Genomic DNA, 16,033 nt, shown 5'->3' on the forward strand with positions numbered 1-16,033 from the left:
AGCCGCGATGACGCGGGGCGCGACCACGTCACCGACGAACAGGGTTTGGGGAGTGCTGGGGGACGACGCGGAGCTGACAGCCGCGGTGCTCGCTGCGCAGGACGGGGACGAGAACGCCTTCCGTACTGTGTACCGCGCCGTGCAACCCCGGCTGCTGGGCTACATACGCACACTGGTCGGCGAGGCGGACGCCGAGGACGTCGCCTCCGAGTCCTGGCTCCAGATAGCCCGCGACCTCGACCGCTTCGACGGCGACGCCGACCGCTTCCGCGGCTGGGCCGCCCGGATCGCCCGCAACCGCGCCCTCGACCACATCCGGATGCGCGGCCGCCGTCCCGCCGTCGGCGCCGACGAGACCGAACTCGCCGACAAGCCCGCCGACTCCGACACGGCCGGCGAAGCCCTGGAGGCCCTCGCCACCGGCGACACCATGCACCTGATCGCCCAGCTCCCGCAGGACCAGGCCGAGGCCGTCGTCCTGCGCGTCGTCGTCGGCCTCGACGCCAAGAGCGCCGCCGACACCCTCGGCAAACGCCCCGGCGCCGTGCGCACCGCCGCGCACCGGGGGCTCAAGAAGCTCGCCGAACTCCTCGGAGCCGACGGGCAGGAGGACGGCGCGGGAACCGTCGTCCCCCTGGACGGCGTCCCTCCGCAACGCGGCCGCACACCGGGGTCCGCGGCCCCCGGCGGTGTGACGCAATCACGTCCGCGTACGCAGAAGGACATGTGATGGCCGACGAGCGGTACCAGTGGCTCGACCAGGAGGCCGCGGAGCGGCTGCTCCGCGGCGAGCCGGTCGAGGCCGTCGACGACCGTGCGCGCGCCCAGGCCGAGCGCCTCGCCGAGGCCCTCGGCACGGCCCGTGTCCCCGCCGTCCCGCAGACCGAACTGCCGGGCGAGGCGGCGGCGCTCGCCGCCTTCCGCAAGGCCACCGCCGAACGCGCCGCCGCGGCCGTCGCCGCGTCCGCCGCGTCCACGTCCGCGTCCGCCGGTCGCACCGCCGCGGCCGACCTGGGCCGCGTCCGGCTCGCCCCGCTCACCGCCCCGGCCCGCCGCTGGGGACGTTCCGTGCGGTACGGGCTGGCCGCCGCGGTCGCCGCCGTCACGGTCGGCGGCGTCGCCGTCGCCGCCGGCACGGGTGTGCTGCCGATCGGCGGCCCGGGACCCGCCAGCTCCGTCTCGGCGGGGGAGACCACCGACCCGCTCGTCTCCAAGGAGCCCGGCATACGCCAGGACCCCGAGACGCCCCCGACGGGACAGGGCGGCGGCGACCCCACGCCCGGCTCGTCCCCCTCGGCCGACTCCGGGTCCACCACCCCGACCCCCCGCGTCCCGGACGGACGCGGCACGGTCACCCCGGGCACGGGCACCCCCGAGCCCGGCAGGACGCCCTCCGGCGACGGCGGCGGCGTTTCCGTCGTTCCCCGCGAGAAGGCCCTCACCGCCTGCCGTGAGTACCGGACGGGGCGGCTCGACGCCGCCGGCCGGCAGCAGCTCACGAGCGCCCTGCGCAAGGGCGAGACCCTGCGCGTCTACTGCGACCGGATCCTCTCCGGCGACACCGGTGCGCCCCAGGACGGCTCCAAGGGCGACGGCAACGGCGACGGGGGCAAGGACGACTCCGAGGACGGCTCCGACGGCGACCGCGGCAGCGGCTCCCAGGGCGGGTCCAACGGCACCTCCAACGGCACCTCCAACGGCACCGACAGCGGTTCCACCGGCTCGGGGAACCGGGCCGGCAGCGTCCTCCCGGACGCCCAGCTCCAGACCGGCGCCACCCTCGCACTGCCCGCGGGAATCACCGCCGAGGCGCGCCTCCCGCTCGCGGTGTAACACTTCTCGGCCCGTCGGCGCAGTAAGAAATGCCGACTGGTCATCGGCCGCGCAGTGAGCCGGGGTTCCCCCCGTACCTACGGCTCCGCGCACTCGGCGCGGGTGGGACACGTTCCCCCGGTCCCACCCGCGCCCCTTCCTCTTCCTTCGCTCCTACCAGTGGACGACGACCTTGTCGCCGGGCTTCACCTGGTCGAAGAGCGCGGAGAGCTTGACCTTGTCCCGGACGTTGACGCAGCCGTGCGAGGCCCCGGCGTAGCCACGGGCCGCGAAGTCCGCCGAGTAGTGCACGGCCTGGCCGCGGCTGAAGAACATCGCGTACGGCATGGGCGTGTGGTAGATCGTCGACGTCCAGTCGCGCGCCTTCCACTCGACCTTGAAGAGGCCCTCACGGGTCGGCGTGTTCTCCGAGCCGAAGCGGACGTCCATCGACGAGACGACCTTGCCGTCGATCATCCAGGCCAGCGTCCGGCTCTCCTTGCTGATGCACATGACCCGGCCGGTCATGCACCGCGGGTCCGGGGTGTCCAGCTTGTTCGTCGTCGACGGCTTCAGCTCGTCGGCGGTCGGCTTCCGGGTGACGGAGAGCAGCTGCTGCCACGTCACCTCGTCGACCGAGCCGGTCTGCGGCAGCCCCCGCCGCGCCTGGAACTTCTTCACCGAGGTCGCCGTCATCGTCCCGTAGAAGCCGGTGGGCGCCCGGTCGAAGAAGTCGAGCTGACGCAGCCGCGCCTGCAGCTCGCGCACCTGCTCGTTCTCGTCCCCGTCGCCCATGAGCCGCTTCGGCACGGGCTTCCCGGAGGTGGGCGCGGCCGTGGGCGACGGCGGCTTGCCGTCCGTGGTCGGCGTCGCGCTCGGCGACGTGGCCGAGGGCGCGGGCGCGGTCGAGCTCGGCGCCGTACCCGTACCCGTGCCCGGCCCGGTACCCACCGCGTCCGGCGTACAGCCGGCGGCGAGTGCCACCGCCGCGGCCGCAAGAACCATTCTGCGTATGACCGACGAAGACCGCTTCATCATTGCCCCCCGAGGTGCGTCGTGTGTACGTAGGGATGCTTCCCGCGCGCGTGTGGTTGCGCACGTGAGGAAGAGAGTGCGCATCCTGTGAGGAAGGTCCCGGCGCGCCGCCTCCGTCGCCCCACTACAGTCCGTCGCGAGGGGGCGGTACCGCTGAGCAGTCAGGTCTATCGGGAGGCACAACGCATGGCGCGCGAGTCGGAGTCGGGGCTGCCCATCGAGCCGGTCTACGGGCCGGACGCCCTGGACGGATGGGATCCCGCCGAGAAGCTGGGCGAGCCGGGCGCGTACCCCTTCACGCGCGGCGTGTACCCCTCGATGTACACCGGGCGGCCCTGGACCATGCGGCAGTACGCCGGCTTCGGCACCGCGGTGGAGTCCAACGCCCGCTACAAGCAGCTCATCGCCAACGGCACCATGGGCCTGTCCGTCGCCTTCGACCTGCCGACCCAGATGGGCCACGACTCCGACGCCCCGATCGCGCACGGCGAGGTCGGCAAGGTCGGCGTCGCCATCGACTCGGTCGACGACATGCGCGTCCTGTTCGACGGGATCCCGCTCGACAAGGTCTCCACGTCGATGACGATCAACGCCCCCGGCGCGCTCCTCCTGCTGCTCTACCAGCTCGTCGGCGAGGAGCAGGGCGTCCCGGCGGACAAGCTGACCGGCACGATCCAGAACGACGTGCTCAAGGAGTACATCGCCCGCGGCACGTACATCTTCCCGCCGAAGCCCTCGCTGCGGCTGATCGCCGACATCTTCAAGTACTGCAGGGCCGAGATCCCGAAGTGGAACACCATCTCGATCTCCGGCTACCACATGGCCGAGGCCGGTGCCTCGCCCGCGCAGGAGATCGCGTTCACCCTCGCCGACGGCATCGAGTACGTCCGCACGGCCGTCGCCGCCGGCATGGACGTCGACGACTTCGCGCCCCGCCTCTCCTTCTTCTTCGTGGCCCGCACGACGATCCTGGAGGAGGTCGCCAAGTTCCGGGCCGCCCGCCGGATCTGGGCGCGGGTGATGAAGGAGGAGTTCGGCGCGAAGAACCCCAAGTCGCAGATGCTCCGCTTCCACACCCAGACCGCCGGCGTGCAGCTCACCGCGCAGCAGCCCGAGGTCAACCTGGTGCGGGTCGCCGTGCAGGGCCTCGCGGCCGTCCTCGGTGGCACGCAGTCGCTGCACACCAACTCCTTCGACGAGGCCATCGCCCTGCCGACGGACAAGTCCGCCCGGCTCGCCCTGCGCACCCAGCAGGTCCTGGCGTACGAGACGGACGTGACCGCCACCGTCGACCCCTTCGCCGGCTCGTACGTCGTCGAGAAGATGACGGACGACGTGGAGGCCGCGGCCCTGGAGCTGATGGGCCGGGTCGAGGAGATGGGCGGCGCGGTCAGCGCCATCGAGCGCGGCTTCCAGAAGAACGAGATCGAGCGCTCGGCCTACCGGATCGCGCAGGAGACCGACAGCGGCGAGCGGGTGGTCGTCGGCGTCAACCGCTACACGGTCGACGTCGAGGAGCCGTACGAGCCGCTCCGCGTCGACCCGGCGATCGAGGCCCAGCAGGCCGAGCGCCTGGCGAGGCTGCGTGCCGAGCGCGACCAGGAGGCCGTGGACGCGGCCCTCGCCGAGCTGAAGAAGGCCGCCGAGGGCACGGACAACGTCCTCTACCCGATGAAGGACGCCCTCAAGGCCCGCGCCACCGTCGGCGAGGTCTGCAACGCGCTGCGCGAGGTCTGGGGCACCTACGTCCCGAGCGACGCGTTCTGACCGATTCCGCCCGTTGAAATTTAAAGCGGAGTGTCGTACCGGTATGCGACACTCCGCTTCATGCTGGGTGTCACCGATCTTCCGACCTATCTCGCCGGGCTCGTCCTCATCATCCTCCTCCCGGGGCCGAACTCGCTGTACGTGCTGTCCGTCGCCGCCCGCAAGGGCACCCGCACCGGATACAAGGCCGCCGCCGGGGTGTTCACCGGCGACGCGATCCTCATGACGCTCGCCGCGCTCGGTGCCGCCTCGCTGCTTCAGACCACCCCGCTCCTCTTCATGATCGTGAAGTACGCGGGCGCGGGCTACCTGGCCTACATGGCCTACGGGATGCTGCGCGCCGCCCTGGCGATGTGGCGCACCCGGCACGAGACCGTCACCGAGTCCGCCGCCGAGCCGGACGACGGGCCGTCCGAGCACCCGTACCGCCGCGCGCTGATCATCAGCCTCTTCAACCCGAAGGCGATCCTCTTCCTGATCTCCTTCTTCGTGCAGTTCGTGGACCCGGCCTACGCCTACCCGGCGCTGTCCTTCCTGGTCCTCGGCACCCTGCTCCAGCTCGGCAGCTTCCTCTACCTGACGACCCTGATATTCAGCGGCACCCGCCTCGCCGCCGCGTTCCGCCGCCGCAAGCGCCTCTCCGCCGGCGCCACCACCGCCGCCGGCGCCCTCTTCCTCGGCTTCGCCGCGAAGCTCTCCCTGGCCGGTGCTTGACCCTCACACCATGTGAGGCCGTTCCGTAAGGGGCGTCATGTTTGCCATCGGAGACTTCGCCCGGCACGGGCGGGTGTCGGTCCGGATGCTGCGCCATTACGACGCCATCGGACTGCTGCGCCCGGCCCGCGTCGACCCGTACAGCGGCTACCGCTTCTACTCGGCGGACCAGCTCGCCCTGCTCAACCGCGTCATCGCGCTCAAGGACCTCGGCTTCACCCTCGAACAGGTGGGGGCGATCCTCCGGGACGAGATCGGCGCGGAGGAGCTGCGGGGGATGCTGCGGCTGCGCCAGGCCGAGCTGGAAGCGGCCCTGGAGGCGGCGCGGGCCCGGCTCGCCCAGGTCGGTGCGAGGCTCCACGCCATCGAGAGCGAGGGACGCATGTCCACGCAGGACGTCGTCGTCAAGAAGGTTCCCGCCGTCCGGGTCGCCGAGCTGAGCGGGGTCGCCGCGAGCTTCGGCCCGGAGGACATCACCCCGGTCATCGGACCGCTGTACGAGGAGCTGTGCGGCCGCCTGGAGGCCGCGGGCGTCACCGGTTTCGGCCCGGCCGTCGCGTACTACGAGGACGCGGGCCGGGGGGACGGTTCGGTCCGCGTGCACGCGGCGACGACCGTGCCCGAGGGCACCGTCGCGGAGGGCGTCGAGGTGCACGTCCTGCCCGGCATCGAGGAGGCGGCCACCATCGTCCACCGCGGTTCGATGGACGAGATCCTGCCGACCGCGCAGACCCTGGCCGCCTGGATCGACACCAACGGCTACCGCTCGGCCGGCTACGCCCGTGAGCTGTACCTGGAGTGCCCGGAGGACCCGGCCGGCTGGGTCTCCGAGATCCAGGAGCCGATCGTCCGCGCCTGATCGCACCGCTGCGGGCCCGGGAACCCCCGCACGGGTTCCCGGGCCCGCCGTCCCGGTGGGGTCCGCTACCTCTTCAGCGCCTTGCGCAGCCGCAGCGCGCGGCGCGCGAGCCGGCGGACCTGGGGGTGGCGGGGGATCGGCAGACCCCCCGGCAGGTTCAGGACGGTGAGGCGGCGGCGGGTGAAGTGGTGCCGGGTGCGCTCGGCGAGCGGCCCCGACAGGTGCCGTACCGCCGCCTCCCGCAGCTCCGGGCGTATCTTCGGCTGCATCGCGAAGCCGACCGCCGCGACCAGGTCGTTGAGCTCCTCCGTACCGATCTCGCCGGCGCCGCCCTCCCGGTCCTCCAGGGGCGGGACGACCGCGTCGACGACCGTGAGCGGGATCCGGTTGCTGTTCTGGAACGGGCTGAGCCGCTCCAGGAGGGCGCGCGTACCGACCCGGGCGACCGGCAGCCCGTAGAACGCCGACGCCGTGAGCAGCGCGGTCGAGAAGCAGCCGACGACCAGCGCCGGCCGCAGCTCGCGGTAGAGCACCTCGGCGAGGACCGGCCGGTCCTCGACGGTCAGGACGGCGCCGAGGTGCTCCGCCGCCGCCACGAGGGTCCGCGACCAGGCGTCCGGGGCCATCGGATGCGGCTTGAAGACGAGCCGCCGGTGGCCGCGGGCGATCGCGCCCCGGACCATCCGCAGGTGCAGCTCCTCCTCCTCGGCGGCCGTCAGCAGGTTCAGCGCGGCCAGGTACTGGCCGAGGAGCAGCGCCGGGCCGTCCTCCGCGGAGGCCGCCGGTCCCGCCAGCTCCTCCACGACCTTGGTGAACGCCTCCGTCGCCACCCGCTCCGGCACCGCCCCGAACTCGGCGAGCAGCAGCGGCTCCAGGCCGGGGACGAGGTCCAGGTGGAGCAGCCGGCCCACGCGTCCGCCGATCAGCGGGTCGATCTTGTTGCGGGTCGGCCCGTAGCTCATCAGCCCGTCCGCGTACGCCGTGATCGGCGCGTCGGGCAGCAGCTGGGCGATGGCGAGGGCGGGCGTCACCTGGAGCGATTCCAGGGCGAGTTCGACGCGGTCGTCGCCGAGGTCCCAGAGCTTGCGCAGATGGCGCTGGAGCATCGGGAGGTCGCTCGGGCGCGGGGTCCAGCCGGAGGGGTGGAGCGGGGAGATCGTCTCGTTCCAGGACAGGACGGAGTCGAAGCGGCCGCGCAGCCGCTCGAAGCCCTCGGCCTCGTCGAGGGCGGGGGTCGTCTCCGGGACGGCCGCGTTGTTGGTGACGAGGAGGATCCGCCGGTCGGCGGGCCCGAAGCAGCCGCTGTCGAGGGCGGCGGCGAGCGTCACCGCGCCGTAGAGGGTGGAGGCGCAGAAGATCTGGGTGGTCCGGCGGGCGCTCACGCGGCCACCTCCGGCTTCGCGTCCGTGCCGGCCTCGCGGACCGGTGCCGCCGGCGGTGGTGCGGGGCGGCGCCTGCGCAGCCGGCGGAGCATCGCCGCGCGGTCCCCGCCCATCGCGGTCAGGGCCTCGTCGAGGACCTCCTGGGGCATCCGCCGGAGCGCGCCGGCGCTCATCGACTTCAGCAGCCGTGCGACCTCGGGTTCGAACCTTTCGATCGAACCGATGTGATGGGAAATGACCGCGCAATAGGTGCGGACGGCCTTGGGGAGAAGAAGATCCGCGTCCGAGTCCCGGGCTGTTTCTTCGATCACCTGGTCGAATGCGCGGATGAAATCCAATTGCCGGACATCACCGATCTGGGTGAGTGAGGTCGTCACCCCGCGCCGGTAGAACACACCGAGTTCTCCGATCGCGGCGAACGATTCCGCCTCGCGGTGGAGTTTCCAGATCCAGGGCCGGTCCTCGGCCGTGCGGAGGCCGTGCGGGAAGTGCAGAAGCCCCCGGTCCAGGAGCCGCCGGTGGTAGATCCCGGCCCAGGCGTACGGATAGTCGACCGAGGTCGTCCGGTGCGAGGGCAGGATCGCGTCCCGGGGGCGCAGCACCTCGCCGCGCCGGGCGACCGGCGCCCGGCGCACCGCTCGGTTGCGGCCGGTGACCGTGACGTGGTCGGTGCGCAGGAAGTCGCACCGCAGCTCCTCGGCGGCGGCCACGAGCCGCTCGTAGTAGCCGGGCGCGAGCCAGTCGTCCCCGTCGAGGAAGGCGATGTACTCCCCGCGGGCGGCGTCCAGGCCGGTGTTCCGGGCCGTGGCGAGGCCCTCGTTCTGCTCGTGCCTGATCAGGACGGCGCCCGGGATCTCGCGCGCGGCCCGTTCGAGGAGCTCCGGGGTCCCGTCCGACGAGCAGTCGTCGACCAGCAGGAACTCGAAGTCCTCGCGGGCGTTGGCCCGCAGGCTCGTGAGGGTGTCGGGGGCATATGTCTGCACGTTGAAGAACGGCACGACGACGGAGAGCTTGACCACGCGGCCGACGCTAGGCGCCGCCCCGGCATTACCGCCGACCGCCGGGCAGCCTTTCGGTGAACACCAAGCGGCGGGCCGATTAACCGCCTTTACCCGTAGGGAAAATCGGCCTCGTGGCGTCCGGAAAACGACCCGCTTCAACGGGCGGAGATGCTCTGTTCACCGTTTGTTGTGGCCCAGTTGGGCCGGAAAGCGGAATGCCCTTCTAGCGTCCTCGACGTGCCAGCAAGTACCAGAGAAGCGGTACGGGTCGCCGTACTCGCCGATTCCGACACCCGGTGGAAATGGGGCGCCCTCACGGCGCGCCGCATCACCACGGCGACCGCCGAACCCACCGGCTTCGTCCTGCGCGGACGGGCCACGCCCACCGCGCGCCAGCTCGCCGAGACCGGGGTGTCCCAGGCCGCCCCGCGCGAGGTGACGGGCGCGGAGTTCCTGCGCGCGGTACGGGACGCGGAGGCGCGCGGCGAGGGATACGACGTCCTCGTGCTCTCCCTGGTCGGCGGCACCGTCCGGGCCGTCCTCCAGGGCCTGGCCGATCTCGCCCTGGACCGGCGGCCCGTGATCGTCACCGGCTATGTCGGCGTCGTCTACGAGAAGCTGACCGACGGCCTCCTGCTGCGGCACGGCGCCGACGTGGTCCTCGCCAACTCCCGCCACGACGCGGAGCGTTTCCGCGCCGTGTACGAGGGCGTGGGCGCCGGCGCCGACTCGGTCGTCGAGGCCGCGCTGCCCTTCCTCGGTGGCGCCCCGCACCGCCCCGAGGCCGGCCGCGACACCCTGGTCTTCGCCGCACAGCCCTCCGTGCCCGCCACCCGGGCCGAACGGGCCTACGTCCTGCGGCGGCTGATCGGGCACGCCCGGCTCCACCCGGGCCGCGAGGTCCTCCTCAAGCTCCGCTCCAAGCCGGGCGAACACACCACGCACCTGGAGGAGTTCCCCTTCCAGAAGCTGGTGCGCGAACTCGACCCGCCGGCCAACTTCCGCCTCGTGTACGGGCACATGGGCGAGGTCCTCGACCGCACGGACCTCCTGGTCACGGTCTCCTCGACGGCCGCCCTCGAAGCGCTCCACCGCCGGATCCCCACCGCGATCCTCACCGACCTCGGGGTCCGCGAGGCGCTCGGCAACCACCACTTCGTCGGCTCCGGCCTGCTGACCTCCTTCGACCGGCTCGACAAGGGGGACGCGCCGACGCCCGACGAGACCTGGCTCGCCCGGCAGGGCGTCGCCTCCGACGGCTCGTACGGCGAGGCCTTCGACGCCGCCCGCGACCGGGTCGCCCAGCTCCTGGCGCTGCCCGCGCTGCCCCCGATCAGCCCCTACTACACCGCGGAGACGGCCCCCGGCTACCTGCCGGGGATCCTCGCCCGCCACCGCCTGGACGTCACGGCGCCCGAGCCCCGCGAGAGCGGACTGCGCCGGGTCGTCCGGGAGGCCGCCCGGGGCGCGTACCGCCACGGCGTCCAGCGCGTGGCCCCCGTCATCCGCCGCCTGGGAGAACTGTGATGCCGACCCCCACCGTCCTCGCCGTCATCCCCGCCCGGGGCGGCTCCAAGGGCGTGCCCGCCAAGAACCTCGCCCCGGTCGCCGGGATCCCGCTGGTCGCCCGTGCCGTGCAGGCCTGCCTCGGCGCCCGCCCCGTCACCCACGTCGTGGTCTCCACCGACGACCCCGCCATCGCGGCCGCCGCCCGCACCGCAGGCGCCGAGGCCGTCCGGCGGCCCGCCGAGATCGCCGGCGACACCGCCACCAGCGAGGCCGCCGTCCTGCACGCGATGGACGCCTTCGAGGCCACCCACGGCCGCCCGGCCGACGTGGTCCTCCTCGTCCAGTGCACCAGCCCCTTCCTCACCGCCGCCGAGGTCGCCGAGACCGTCGAGCGCGTCACCTCCGGCGCCGCCGACACCGCCTTCACGGCCGCCCCGTCCCACGGCTTCCTCTGGCGCGAGACCGCCACGGGCGCCGAGGGCGTCAACCACGACAAGGCGCACCGCCCGCGCCGCCAGGACCGGGAGCCCGAGTACCTGGAGACCGGCGCCGTCTACGCGATGGACGCGGCCGGCTTCCGTACCCACGGGCACCGCTTCTTCGGCCGCACCGCGCTCGTCGTCACCGACCCCGCCCGGGTCCTGGAGATCGACGACCCGCACGACCTCGCCCGCGCCAAGGTCCTCGCGCCGCTCCTCGACGAGCCCGTCACGCCCGGCTTCGCCGACGTCGACGCCGTCGTCCTCGACTTCGACGGCACCCAGACCGACGACCGGGTCCATCTCGACGCCGAGGGACGCGAGTTCGTCTCCGCGCACCGCGGCGACGGCCTCGGCATCGCGGCCCTGCGCCGCGCCGGACTGCCCGTCCTGATCCTCTCCACCGAACAGAACGCCGTCGTCGCCGCCCGCGCCCGCAAGCTGAAGATCCCCGTCCTGCACGGCATCGACCGCAAGGACCGCGCCCTCAAGGAGTGGTGCGAGGCCGAGGGCATCGACCCCCAGCGCGTCCTCTACGCCGGCAACGACGTCAACGACCTGCCCTGCTTCCACCTCGTCGGCTGGCCCGTCGCGGTGAGCAGCGCCCACGACTCCGTACGGGCCGCCGCCCGCGCGGTCACCGTCACCCCGGGCGGCTCCGGAGCGATCCGCGAGATCGCCGCCTGGCTCCTCGGCCCCGAGCTGAACACCCCCAACCCGTAAGGAACCGCACCATGAGCACCCGTCTGCGCACCCTCGGCACCAAGACCGCCGGCCCGGGTCGGTCCGTCTACGTCTGCGGCGAGATCGGCATCAACCACAACGGCGACCTCGACAACGCCTTCAAGCTGATCGACGTGGCCGCCGAGGCCGGCTGTGACGCCGTCAAGTTCCAGAAGCGCACCCCGGAGATCTGCACCCCGCGCGACCAGTGGGACATCGAGCGCGACACCCCCTGGGGCCGGATGACGTACATCGACTACCGCCACCGCGTGGAGTTCGGCGAGGACGAGTACCGCGCCATCGACGAGCACTGCAAGAAGCGCGGCATCGACTGGTTCGCCTCCCCGTGGGACACCGAGGCCGTCGCCTTCCTGGAGAAGTTCGACGTCCCCGCCCACAAGGTCGCCTCCGCCTCCCTCACGGACGACGAGCTGCTCCGCGAGCTGCGCGCCACCGGCCGCACGGTGATCCTCTCCACCGGCATGTCGACGCCGAAGCAGATCCGCCACGCCGTCGAGGTCCTGGGCAGCGACAACATCCTGCTCTGCCACGCCACCTCCACGTACCCGGCCAAGGCCGAGGAGCTCAACCTGCGCGTCATCCAGACGCTCCAGGAGGAGTACCCGAACGTCCCGATCGGCTACTCCGGCCACGAGACCGGCCTCCAGACCACCCTGGCCGCCGTCGCCCTCGGCGCCACCTTCGTCGAGCGCCACATCACCCTCGACCGCGCCATGTGGGGCTCCGACCAGGCCGCCTCCGTCGAGCCGCAGGGCCTCCAGCGCCTCGTCCGCGACATCCGCACCATCGAGGCCGCGCTCGGCGACGGCGTGAAGAAGGTGTACGAGTCGGAGCTCGGCCCGATGAAGAAGCTCCGCCGGGTCCAGGGCACCGTCGCCGCATGACCCGGCAGCTGGCGTTCGTCGAGAGCCCGGTCCAGCTGCTCAATGTCCTGGAGTGGGCGCACACGCAGGAGTCCGGGGGCCGTACGGCCCCCTCGACCGGTGGGTCCGCGGACGCCACCCCCCTCACCGTGGTCGTGCTCTCGCCGACCGACCCCATGTCGCGGGGCCAGCTGCGCCGGATGGCCCAGCTGGCCCGCGACCAGGGCCTCACCGTGCACTGGCAGGAGGCCCGCGGTGGCCGCGGCGCGCTGGTCCGCACCCTGCGGCAGCTCGCCCGGCCGCTGCGCTCGGCGGAGCGGGTGATCATCGGGGACCCGTTCTCCCGGTACGTCCAGCTCCTCCTGACCCTCTTCGCCCCCCGGCACCTCACGGTCGTCGACGACGGCACCGCGACCATGGAGTACGCCGCCCAGCTCGGCCGCGGGGAGCGCCTGGTGCGCTGGCACCGCAAGGGCAGCCTCGGCCCGCGCGAGCTGGTCCTCGCCCCGGTGACCACGCTGGCCCGGCGGAAGCTCGCCCCCACCCGGGGCCGTACCGTCGAGATCTTCACCTCGCTGCCCGTGGAGGCCCCGCCCGGCGTCACGGTCACCGAGAACGCGTACGCCTGGACCCGGAACACCTTCGGCCCGCCGCTGCTCACCGGCGGCGCGGACCTGGTCGGCACCTCGCTCGTCGAGACGGGCGTCGTCGACGCCGACCACTACGCGCGCGTGCTGAGCGAGCTCGCCCGCGCCCACGGCGCCACCCGCTACTTCGCCCACCGCCGGGAGAGCGCCGAGAAACTGCACCGGATCGCGGTCGAGACGGGCCTCCAGGTCGTCCGGCCCGATCTCCCCCTGGAGCTGATCGCCCGGCGCGGTCCCATCGGACGCACGGTCGTCAGCTTCCCGTCCACGGTCGTCCACACCCTGCCCCTGGCCCTCGCCGGCACGGGCGTGAAGGTCGCCGTCATCGACATAGCGCCCGAGTGGCTGCGGGCGACCGCCTCCCCGCGCGCCCAGGGCTTCCTGTCCGGGATCACGGGAACCGCGGCCCACGAGGTCGACCGGCTCACCACCCAAGCGGCACATCCGGCCGATCGGCTCGAATTCGGCTGAGCGTACCCACAAGGAGTGAGCTTCATGCCTGGGAAACCGAGATTCTTTCCCCTAAGGGGCTGAACTTTTCGTGATCAACGGGCAGTTGACCTCTCGACGGGCCTACCCTTCAAAGGGTGAACCAGTTGAAGTCCCGTGAGCCAGGCTCCGTCACCCTGCCCGGAACGCTGTCCGACTCCCTGCGCGCCGAACTCGTCGCGTTCCGCAGGGACTTGCACATGCACCCCGAGCTCGGGAACCAGGAGTTCCGTACGACCGCCGCGCTCAAGGCCCGCCTGGAGGCGGCCGGCCTCGCGCCGAAGGTCCTGCCGGCGGGCACGGGACTCATCTGTGACATCGGCACCTGGGACCCCGGCCGGTCCATGCTCGCGATCCGCGCCGACCTCGACGCGCTGCCCATCCCCGACGTCAAGACCGTCGCCTACCGCTCCACCGTGGCCAACCGCGCCCACGCCTGCGGACACGACGTCCACACCACCACCGTCCTCGGCGCCGGCCTCGTCCTCGCCGACCTCGCCCGCCGGGGCCTGCTGCCGAACGCCGTGCGGCTGATCTTCCAGCCGGCCGAGGAGGTCCTGCCCGGCGGCGCCGCCGACGCCGTCGAGGCCGGGGTCCTGGACGGGGTCGGCCGGATCATCGCCGTTCACTGCGACCCCCGCGTCGACGCCGGGAAGATCGGGCTCCGGGTGGGCCCCATCACCTCCGCCTGCGACCGTCTGGAGATCACCCTCGACGGCCCCGGCGGCCACACCGCCCGCCCGCACCTCACCACCGACCTCGTCACGGCCGCCGCCCGGGTCGCCACGGACGTCCCCGCCGTCCTCGCCCGCCGCGTCGACGCCCGCTCGGGCCTCTCGGTCACCTGGGGCCGCATCGAGGCCGGTCACGCGCCCAACGTCATCCCGCAGCACGCCGCTCTCTCCGGCACCGTCCGCTGCCTCGACCTGCCGACCTGGCGGGACGCGCCCGACCTGGTCCACGCGGCCATCGACGAGGTCGCCACCCTGCACCGGGCCAAGTCGACCGTCACCTACGTCCGCGGCGTCCCCCCGGTCGTGAACGACCCGCTCGTCACCGAACTGCTGCACGACGCCATGGTGGCCCGCCGGGGCGCGCACGCGATCGAGGACACCGAGCAGAGCCTCGGCGGCGAGGACTTCTCCTGGTACCTGGAGCACGTCCCCGGCGCCATGGCCCGCCTCGGCGTCCGCACCCCCGGCGACACCCGGGTCCGGGACCTGCACGCCGGCGACTTCGACGTGGACGAGCGGTGCATCGAGGCCGGGGTGGAGCTCTTCACGGCCGCGGCCCTGCTGGACGCCACGCCCGAACGATGATTTTCGGCCGGACGGAGGGCCGGAGCCGCTTCGAACACGGCCGCTCGTCCGTCCGGCCCACCGCCGTCCCACGTCCGGCCCAGCGCCCGGCGCGTCGCCTCCCGGCCCCTGTCCGGACACCCCGCCCCGGCGGTATAACCGCCGGTACCGGGCCGAACGCCCCCGGTCGCCTTCGCAGGCCGGTTCGCGACGATCCGATAACGACTCATGAACGGGTCTTTAACTGACATCTACGCGCGTTACGATCGCCGCGAAACCAGCGCCGGAAGAGGCGCTTTCGGTCAGTCTTGAAGGGACCCTCCTCTTGCGCCGGATCACCAGGATCACGACCGTGGGCATCGCCTCCGCGGCGCTCGCGCTCTCCGTCACGGCCTGTGGCAAGTCTTCGAACGACGCGGGCTCCAGCTCCAGCTCGTCCGCGGCCGGCGGCAAGGCCGCCATCGCGTACGACATCGGCGGCCGCGGCGACCAGTCCTTCAACGACGCCGCCTTCGCGGGCCTGCAGCAGGCCGAGAAGGAGCTCGGCATCAAGGGCTCCGAGGCCGAGCCCTCGCAGGGTGAGAGCGACGCCGACAAGGTCGCGCGCCTCACGTCCCTCGCCCGCGCCGGCAACAACCCGGTCATCGGCGTCGGCTTCTCCTACGCCCCGGCCATCGCGAAGGTCGCCAAGTCCTTCCCGAAGACCACGTTCGGCCTCATCGACGACACGTCGGTGACCGCCCCGAACATCGCCAACCTGGTCTTCAACGAGGAGCAGGGCTCCTACCTGGCCGGCGTCGCCGCCGCCAAGGCCTCGAAGACCGGCACCGTCGGCTTCATCGGCGGTGTCGAGGTTCCGCTGATCAAGAAGTTCGAGGCGGGCTTCGTCCAGGGCGTCAAGGACACCAACCCCAAGGCGAAGGTGCTCACCCAGTACCTGACCCAGCCGCCGAACTTCGACGGCTTCTCCAAGCCCGACCTCGGCAAGGCCGCCGCGCAGGGCCAGCTCGACAAGGGCGCCGACGTGATCTACGCCGCCGCCGGTCTGGCCGGTTCCGGCTCGATCGAGGCCGCCGCGACCGCCGGCAAGTGGGCGATCGGCGTCGACTCCGACCAGTACAACCAGGCGGGTCTGGCCAAGTACAAGGACCACATCCTGACCTCGGTCACCAAGAACGTCTCGGGCTCCGTCTTCAACGTGATCAAGTCGGTCAAGGACGGCAAGCCGGAGTCCGGTGAGATCCGCTACGGCCTCGCCACGGACGGCGTCGGCCTGGCCGACTCCAACCCGGCGTACATGAAGATGACGGACCTCATCGCCGCGGTGGACAAGGCGAAGAAGGACATCATCGACGGCAAGATCACGGTCAAGACCGCTCCGTAAGGACATCCAGGTCACGACCTGAGCCCGGGCCCGGCGTCCGGTGGCACCCC

At 72.5% G+C, this 16,033-nt stretch carries 14 protein-coding genes; 11 read left to right on the forward strand and 3 right to left on the reverse strand.

Annotated elements, in window-relative coordinates; translation table 11 throughout:
- Nucleotides 1-52 precede the first annotated feature (52 nt).
- On the forward strand, nt 53-730 hold the full coding sequence (locus ACWGN5_RS24630) for an RNA polymerase sigma factor (protein WP_453518774.1): 678 nt from the start codon (nt 53-55) through the stop codon (nt 728-730).
- On the forward strand, nt 730-1,833 hold the full coding sequence (locus ACWGN5_RS24635; protein ID WP_453518775.1) for a hypothetical protein: 1,104 nt from the start codon (nt 730-732) through the stop codon (nt 1,831-1,833). The genes ACWGN5_RS24630 and ACWGN5_RS24635 overlap by 1 nt, the downstream gene beginning before the upstream one ends.
- A 153-nt stretch (nt 1,834-1,986) precedes the next feature.
- Here ACWGN5_RS24635 and ACWGN5_RS24640 read toward each other — a convergent pair whose 3' ends face one another.
- Nucleotides 1,987-2,817 carry a L,D-transpeptidase family protein gene (locus ACWGN5_RS24640; protein WP_453518778.1) on the reverse strand — a complete coding sequence of 277 codons (831 nt, stop codon included), beginning with the start codon at nt 2,815-2,817 and terminating at the stop codon, nt 1,987-1,989.
- A gap of 216 nt (nt 2,818-3,033) precedes the next feature.
- Here ACWGN5_RS24640 and ACWGN5_RS24645 point away from each other — a divergent pair, with 216 nt between their 5' ends.
- The 3 genes from ACWGN5_RS24645 to ACWGN5_RS24655 are packed head-to-tail and all read left to right on the forward strand — an operon-like array spanning nt 3,034 to nt 6,187.
- On the forward strand, nt 3,034-4,614 hold the full coding sequence (locus tag ACWGN5_RS24645) for an acyl-CoA mutase large subunit family protein (RefSeq protein WP_453518781.1): 1,581 nt from the start codon (nt 3,034-3,036) through the stop codon (nt 4,612-4,614).
- 60 nt (nt 4,615-4,674) lie between these two features.
- A complete protein-coding gene (gene leuE / locus ACWGN5_RS24650; RefSeq protein WP_453518782.1) occupies nt 4,675-5,328 on the forward strand; it encodes a leucine efflux protein LeuE in 654 nt (217 codons plus the stop codon).
- 37 nt (nt 5,329-5,365) lie between these two features.
- On the forward strand, nt 5,366-6,187 hold the full coding sequence (locus tag ACWGN5_RS24655; RefSeq protein WP_453518783.1) for a MerR family transcriptional regulator: 822 nt from the start codon (nt 5,366-5,368) through the stop codon (nt 6,185-6,187).
- Nucleotides 6,188-6,252: 65 nt separating this feature from the next.
- On the opposite strand, the gene ACWGN5_RS24660 is transcribed toward ACWGN5_RS24655, so the two are convergent.
- Both ACWGN5_RS24660 and ACWGN5_RS24665 read right to left on the reverse strand, forming a co-directional pair.
- The gene (locus ACWGN5_RS24660; protein ID WP_453518786.1) at nt 6,253-7,569 is read right to left on the reverse strand and encodes a polysialyltransferase family glycosyltransferase; all 1,317 of its coding nucleotides are present in this window, start codon (nt 7,567-7,569) and stop codon (nt 6,253-6,255) included.
- A complete protein-coding gene (locus ACWGN5_RS24665; protein ID WP_453518788.1) occupies nt 7,566-8,588 on the reverse strand; it encodes a glycosyltransferase family 2 protein in 1,023 nt (340 codons plus the stop codon). The genes ACWGN5_RS24660 and ACWGN5_RS24665 overlap by 4 nt, the downstream gene beginning before the upstream one ends.
- A gap of 219 nt (nt 8,589-8,807) precedes the next feature.
- Between ACWGN5_RS24665 and ACWGN5_RS24670 the strand changes: the two genes are divergently transcribed.
- From ACWGN5_RS24670 to ACWGN5_RS24695, 6 genes are all read left to right on the forward strand, one after another.
- Nucleotides 8,808-10,097: a DUF6716 putative glycosyltransferase gene (locus ACWGN5_RS24670; RefSeq protein WP_453518790.1), complete on the forward strand. Its 1,290-nt coding sequence runs from the start codon at nt 8,808-8,810 to the stop codon at nt 10,095-10,097.
- Nucleotides 10,097-11,281, forward strand: coding sequence for a cytidylyltransferase domain-containing protein (locus ACWGN5_RS24675; RefSeq protein ID WP_453518792.1), 1,185 nt, complete (start codon nt 10,097-10,099; stop codon nt 11,279-11,281). The genes ACWGN5_RS24670 and ACWGN5_RS24675 overlap by 1 nt, the downstream gene beginning before the upstream one ends.
- A gap of 11 nt (nt 11,282-11,292) precedes the next feature.
- A complete protein-coding gene (locus tag ACWGN5_RS24680; protein ID WP_453518793.1) occupies nt 11,293-12,186 on the forward strand; it encodes an N-acetylneuraminate synthase family protein in 894 nt (297 codons plus the stop codon).
- Entirely contained in the window at nt 12,183-13,283 is a 1,101-nt protein-coding gene (locus ACWGN5_RS24685) for a hypothetical protein (protein WP_453518796.1), read from the forward strand. Before ACWGN5_RS24680 ends, ACWGN5_RS24685 begins: the two co-directional genes overlap by 4 nt.
- Nucleotides 13,284-13,399: 116 nt before the next feature.
- Nucleotides 13,400-14,620, forward strand: a complete 1,221-nt coding sequence (locus tag ACWGN5_RS24690) for an amidohydrolase (RefSeq protein WP_453518798.1) — start codon at nt 13,400-13,402, stop codon at nt 14,618-14,620.
- A 304-nt stretch (nt 14,621-14,924) separates the two neighbouring features.
- On the forward strand, nt 14,925-15,983 hold the full coding sequence (locus tag ACWGN5_RS24695; RefSeq protein ID WP_453518801.1) for a BMP family lipoprotein: 1,059 nt from the start codon (nt 14,925-14,927) through the stop codon (nt 15,981-15,983).
- The last annotated feature ends 50 nt before the right edge of the window (nt 15,984-16,033 follow it).

The sequence above is a fragment of the Streptomyces sp. NPDC055815 genome, from assembly GCF_053616475.1.